This is a genomic window from Mycobacterium sp., from assembly GCF_035499775.1.
In the GTDB taxonomy this organism is placed as follows: Bacteria; Actinomycetota; Actinomycetes; order Mycobacteriales; family Mycobacteriaceae; genus Mycobacterium.
The window spans coordinates 1-5,781 of sequence record NZ_DATJYB010000472.1 but is presented as its reverse complement, the minus strand read 5'-3'; the positions used below and the strand labels follow the sequence as shown (position 1 = coordinate 5,781).

The window sequence follows — 5,781 nt, the reverse complement described above, 5'->3', positions numbered from 1 at the left end:
CCTGAACCGGTCGTGGCCTATCCGGTGTCTGAACGGCAGGGACACCTCGCGGCTCTCGTCGCCTTTCTCGACGTCGGCGGGCGCCGCCTCGATCTCCTTTCCGCTGAGGCTGTTTCCGATGCCACGCTCGCCGATTTGTGGCACAGCGTGGCACTGCTTCGCCAGCATCGCCTGGCCCATCGACTCCTGCGGACCGACAACGTCCTTGTTGACGGCCAGGGTAAGGCCTGGCTCACCGGTCTGGCTCTGGCCGAGCTCGGTGCCTCCGACCGCCAGCTTGCCTCCGACGTCGCCGAGCTGCTCGCATCGCTCGCGACCCAGTTCGGGGTGCAGCGATCCGTTGCCTCCGCAATCGCCGGGCTCGGCCCCGAAGCCGTTGCCGCCGCGGCCGCGTACCTGCAGCCACTGGCACTGCTGGGGGAAACCCGGGTGAAAGTCCGGCAGCACGACCGGCGCCGCACCGGCGCGACACCCGCCGGAAGGCGGGGTCGCAGGCTGCAACCAGGGGGCCGTCCGGACCTGCTCGGAGATCTGCGCGCGGCGGTGACCTCCGCGGATCCGGTGCCGGTCGCCCCACTGGCACCGCTCGCCCGGTTCACAGCGAAGCGAGCGTTGACAATGCTGGGCGCGTTTGCGGTCATCTATCTGGTTCTGCCTCAACTCGCTAACGCTGGAGCGGCGGCCGCCGCCCTCCGCGGCGCGAACTGGTGGATCTTGCTTGCCGTCGTACCCGCGATCTTCGTGGCTCAGGTGTTCTCCACCGTCCTGCAGCTTGGCGCGATCCCTGCACAGTTACCCTTCGGGCCCACCTACTTGGTGCAACTCGGGGGGTCATTCCTCAACCGGGTCACCCCCCATAACGTCGGCGGTATGGCGCTCAACTTCCGCTATTTGCAGCGCGCCGGCGTCGATACCGGAGCGGCAACCGGTTCGGTCGGCCTGCAGTCCCTCGCCGGTATCGCAGCGAATCTCATGCTCGTTTCGGTCTTCCTGGCCCGGAGCGGTCGCAGCACCACCGTGCACCTCAGCGTGGGACGGCACCAGTTGTTGCTGCTGGTCAGTCTCGCCTTGGCCGCTTGCGCTGTCTTCGGGCTCACTCAGCGAGGTCGCCGCTACTTCCGGGACAAGATCTGGGGTTTTGTGCGTTCAGCCGGCATCACCATCGCCGAGGTGGCGAAGAGCCCTCAGCACCTCTCGCTCGTCGTCGTGGGTGCCCTGGGCGGGCCGATTGTCCAAGTCGTTGCCTTCGCGTTGTGCGTGCATGCGGTCGGTGGTGACCTTCCGTTGGCCCAGGTCGGTGCCGTGTACTTCGGAGCCCACCTCCTATCCAGCGCTGCCCCAGTCCCCGGGGGTCTTGGTGCCCTTGAAGCCGCATTGATTGCTGGACTGTCCGCGCTGGGGATGCCCGTCGGTGCGGCAGCCTCAGCTGTGTTGATCTATCGGCTGATGACCTTCTGGTTAGCGATCCCGGTCGGGTGGGTTGGGTTGAAGTTCGCGCAGCGTGCTGGCTATGTGTGATTGCGACGGAGGGGCGTTGTGTCCTCAGCCCAACGCGACGGGAGAGCTTCGGCCCTTCCGGCCATACCTGAAGATCCACAGGCGGCCCACTATTGAATCCGGAGTCCTGCACAATGCTGGGCGTTCTTGGTCTGGCGGCTGACCCTCGCCAGCGTCAGTCCTCGGCAATAGGAGCGAAAAATGGGCGGATCCACAACCTACGAAGGAGGCGTCGCTGGTTTTCGCGGCGTCGTTGACACGCGAACGCTCTTCGGCCAGACGATGTGGCTGGTCGCCATCACGACTGGCTTCTTCGCGCTCGGGGCGTATCTCGGTCGATCGCTGTCCTACGGCTGGGGATGGATTTGGTTCATCGCCTCTCTAGCCTGCCTGATAGCGATGCGGCCCGCGGTCCGCAGCGCAAGCTCTGCGGCAATTGGTCTGCTGTTCGGCTTCGGCCTATTGGTCGGCCTCGGCACCGCGCCGACCATCGCCTACTACGCAAGTACGAACCCGCAGGTCGTGTGGCAGGCGGGCGCGGCCACCGCGTTGTTCATGACTGCTCTCGGCGCGGTCGGTTACGCAACAAGACGAGACCTCTCGGCGCTCGGGCGGGTGTCTTTCTGGGGCCTGATCGCGCTGATCCTGTTCGGCATCGTCGCGATCCTCTTCCAGTTGCCAAACGGTTCGCTGATCTATGCCATTGCCGGGCTGGTGATCTTCGCAGGTCTGACCATGTTCGACTTCCAGCGGCTTCGCCGGGGCGGTGACCTCGCCTCAGCCCCGTTGACTGCGGCGTCGATCTTCCTCGACGCCCTGAACGTGTTCCTCTTCTTCCTGAGAATCTTCAGCCGGCAGAACTGAGCTATTCGCAGAGATCGTCGACACCCGATCGATGCAAGACGGCCTGGTCGTCGTCGTCCGCACCAACGAGAGCAGCGGTCTTGGCGCGCCTATGGAGTCGCGGTCGGTTCGACGTACTCGGGATCGGAGGCGTCTCTCATGGACAGTCGCCATTTGCAGCAAACGTGCTCGGTGCTGACCCGAGGTGGGATGGCGAGGATCTCGACTTTGATGTTCGGGTTGTACATCTTGGCGGTCTCGATGATCGAGGCCGGACAGGTGACGTGAGCGGATTTCTCCGCGATATCGGGGCGTCCGAGCGATTCCCACTGGTTGACCTGGATGCACTTGTTGTAGGTCATGATCCCAACGTCGGGCTCCGGCATCTCGAAGGTGAGATCGAAGGCTTTGCCGGGAAAGGAGGAGGCGTCGATCTGGACGTCTTTGATGAATGCTTCGACGGTGCCGTCTCCGATCTTCATCCACCGGGCTTTGAGGGCGCGTACCGCGGGAAGCACTTTTTCGCTCCACAACTCCCACTGGAAGTCGAACATGACGTCCAGCCCGTAGCGGATCACGATGTCACCGGCCCATCCTTCGATGGCCGTCAGGAGAAACTCGTGACTGCCCAACGCCAGCTTCACCAGCTGGTCCTTGGGCAGCTCGACGTAGCCCGGCTCGGCTCTGAACGGGTTGATCGTGACAACACCACCGTCGGCCTGCCGCGCCGCGACATCGGCCGACACCTCCGCGGTGAGAGCCTCAGCCCGCTCCGCCGAGATCGGCATCCACTCGGTGAGCATCGCCGCGAGCTGTGGCAGGACGATGGTCGACCAGGCTTCGGCTTGGATCTCCCGCATCAACTCCGGCCCGTACCGCTTGGCGGTCTCATCCGCCCACGCCTGCACGCACACCCGGTAGTACTCGTCGCTCATCGCGATCATGTCGACCAAGGCCTGGTTGGAGAAGTCCGAGAACCGCAGATCAGCCTTGAACGGGCCGCTGTAGTCCGGGAGCTCCGGGCTGGACCCGAGCTGGATCTCCCCCCGGGTGTCGGAGCCCACCGGCTTGTGCGTTCCGGGCGGGTCAACGACGGGGAACTTTGTGAAGTTGTGCAGATCCACCGGGATATCCAACGGGGCGGCCGCTTGCTGCTCCTCATAGTCCACGTTGACCTTGCGGACCTCCAGCACCTTCTGGATCGTCTCGTCGGACTCGCTCATTACGCTCCCTTTATCTGTTGGCCACAGCTTGATCCAATATACGGCGGGGTGTGGTTCGTAGCCTAGCCGAGAGGCTATTGTGATCCAAGATCATGTCTGACATTCGCTGCTCACGAGGCTCGCACTAAGCCCGATCGACTCGGGTTGTCTGAGTAGTTGATCTTGCTGATGGCCCCTGAGCGCCTCGTTGACGGTCCAGTCCGGTTGCCGTCGACCTTGCCTGACGCACACCCGAAGAGTCGACCTGGGTAGTCAATCGCGGTCTAAGCATCGATGTCCTCGCACTGGTAACGCCATGTACCGGAGGTGCGCAGCGCGCTCGTCCCATCCGGAAGCACGATGTTGGCTGTTGTGCCCGGAGGAATCGTGACCTCGATCTCGAAGATCCCTTGGGCGATTCGCCACGACGGTGTGATGCGGCCGTAAGGACAGTCGTGCGTTGCCTCGGCCCACGTGAGGCACCTCGAGAAGCCCGACCTCAAGTTCGCACGGCCGCGACCAGGCGCACTCCCCAGCGTCAGTCCATACCGTCACCCGCTACCTCAGTCGCTGCCGGGACTGCACCGGGCTGCCTGGCCACGGAAATGAGAACAGATTGGCTCGAGCGCACGACCGGCATCGCGCGTCCATCGAGCTCAAGTCGATACGCGAGTTGTCTCTCGAGCCATCGGGAAAGGTGCCAGGACATCCTCGGTCTTGGAGCGACACCCCAACGGGTGATCGAGATGCTCCACCCGGAGATCCGACGGTGCTGTCACAGGGTTGAGGGCAACAACCGCGGCGCTGCACCCGCTCGGGCATATTGCATCAGCTTTCTGACGAGGCGCCATCACACGCCCGAGTCCCCCGCCACGCCCAAGACCAGTTGCAGCCACCGAATACGCCGCCTGCGGCTGGGATCTGAGTGCCGCGCCGGCGCGGGGGACGTCGGCCCAAGCCTTTCCGGTACGAGGCAAACCGGTGGTCGATCTCAACGAGATCGAGAGGCAAACGTACGAGCACCTGCCTCGTTCAGGTTCAATCTGCGGGGTCAGACCCGTACTGTCGGGGCATGCATGAGCTCTTCGTGAATCCGGACGGAACACCGACGAATGTCAGTCGTCAGGTGTCGCATGGTGTCGACGGACTCGGCACCGAGTGGGTGGTGTCCCGGATCGTGGCGCGACGTTCGCGCCGAGCGGCGACGTAAGCCACGTAGCGACGACCCTTCGACCTCGACCAACCTAGGATCACGTGCAACGTCGGAGTCGCTACCCCCAGCCCCGCACCGTGCAGCGTGGACTCACAGCCGAGAAGTCCCTGGGACCGAAGGTTCGTCTACACGTTGATGCCATAGAGACGCCGCGTGGCGGACCGGAGCTCCCTGCGAAGCGTCTTATCGTCGATATTGGCGACAAGAGGGTGCACGACCGCAGCCCCGATCATCGCACCCATAATCGCTATCCGCACCCGGGAGCGCAGCCGGCCGTCTTGGAGGATCAGGGCATAGGCTCGCTCCATGAGTTCAGCGAGCGGCTCGTGATTGGCGAGCATACGGATCATCACCGGGTCGTTTTGGAGCGCGCTCACGAAATGGCGTCGATCGACAGCCATGTCGATAACCTCCCGGAGCAGGGCGTCCCGCGCCCGCGCCCGCGACGTCTGGCGTTCTGCCCTCTCGACGGCTTCCTCGAGCGGGACCAGCTCCATTTCTGCTACCGCGAGAACCAGGTCGTCCTTGGTCTTAAACTGGTAGAAGATCGCTGCTTTGGTCACGCCGGTAGCCTCGGCAATCATCTTCAGCGACGTTCCGCTGACCCCGTGCTCCGCGAACAGTGCGAGCGCTGCATTCAGGGTGCGAAGCTGAGTGGGTGTACGCGTGATCGATCGCAGTCGATGCGCAGAGTCGCCCTCATCAGCCGTCATTCCGACAGGCTATATGTCGGGCTTCAAGCAACCATCAGCGAGCCGCTTGCAGCAGACATCTAGTCATTCGAGCCTCCACGCCGCGCGGGAGGAGAGCGTCCTCGAGTTGACTGCTTAGGAGTTGCGGCCTCGCATCACGCTCCTCGAATGGTTCCGGCTACTCCGTGGTCCGGTTTTCCGACCCCATTGTCTGCACGAGGTCACTTCGTGGACTCGACTGGTGGGACTCGCTCGTACCCTGCCGCAGCTGACGATGTAGGCAGTGCCTCAGGTCCTAGAACTTGAACGCTCCAACCGCGTATTGCGTGTGCTT

At 63.6% G+C, this 5,781-nt stretch carries 6 protein-coding genes; 3 read left to right on the top strand and 3 right to left on the bottom strand.

Annotated elements, in window-relative coordinates; genetic code table 11:
• Both VML93_RS29290 and VML93_RS29285 read left to right on the top strand, forming a co-directional pair.
• A partial coding sequence (locus VML93_RS29290) for a lysylphosphatidylglycerol synthase transmembrane domain-containing protein (RefSeq protein WP_325615869.1) occupies nt 1-1,518 on the top strand: 1,518 nt, incomplete at its 5' end.
• A gap of 180 nt (nt 1,519-1,698) precedes the next feature.
• A complete protein-coding gene (locus VML93_RS29285; RefSeq protein ID WP_325615866.1) occupies nt 1,699-2,361 on the top strand; it encodes a Bax inhibitor-1/YccA family protein in 663 nt (220 codons plus the stop codon).
• Nucleotides 2,362-2,450: 89 nt separating this feature from the next.
• Here the strand turns inward: VML93_RS29285 and VML93_RS29280 are convergent, their stop codons facing one another.
• Nucleotides 2,451-3,563 (bottom strand): hypothetical protein, encoded by a 1,113-nt coding sequence (locus VML93_RS29280; protein WP_325615863.1) that lies wholly within the window; start codon nt 3,561-3,563, stop codon nt 2,451-2,453.
• 263 nt (nt 3,564-3,826) lie between these two features.
• Complete coding sequence (locus tag VML93_RS38735; RefSeq protein WP_414686481.1) at nt 3,827-4,078, bottom strand: alpha-L-rhamnosidase C-terminal domain-containing protein; 252 nt, start codon at nt 4,076-4,078, stop codon at nt 3,827-3,829.
• A 536-nt stretch (nt 4,079-4,614) separates the two neighbouring features.
• On the opposite strand from VML93_RS38735, the gene VML93_RS29275 reads away from it, so the two are divergent.
• Complete coding sequence (locus VML93_RS29275; protein WP_325615861.1) at nt 4,615-4,752, top strand: hypothetical protein; 138 nt, start codon at nt 4,615-4,617, stop codon at nt 4,750-4,752.
• Between the two features lie 128 nt (nt 4,753-4,880).
• On the opposite strand, the gene VML93_RS29270 is transcribed toward VML93_RS29275, so the two are convergent.
• A complete protein-coding gene (locus VML93_RS29270) occupies nt 4,881-5,468 on the bottom strand; it encodes a helix-turn-helix domain-containing protein (RefSeq protein ID WP_325615858.1) in 588 nt (195 codons plus the stop codon).
• Nucleotides 5,469-5,781 lie beyond the last annotated feature (313 nt).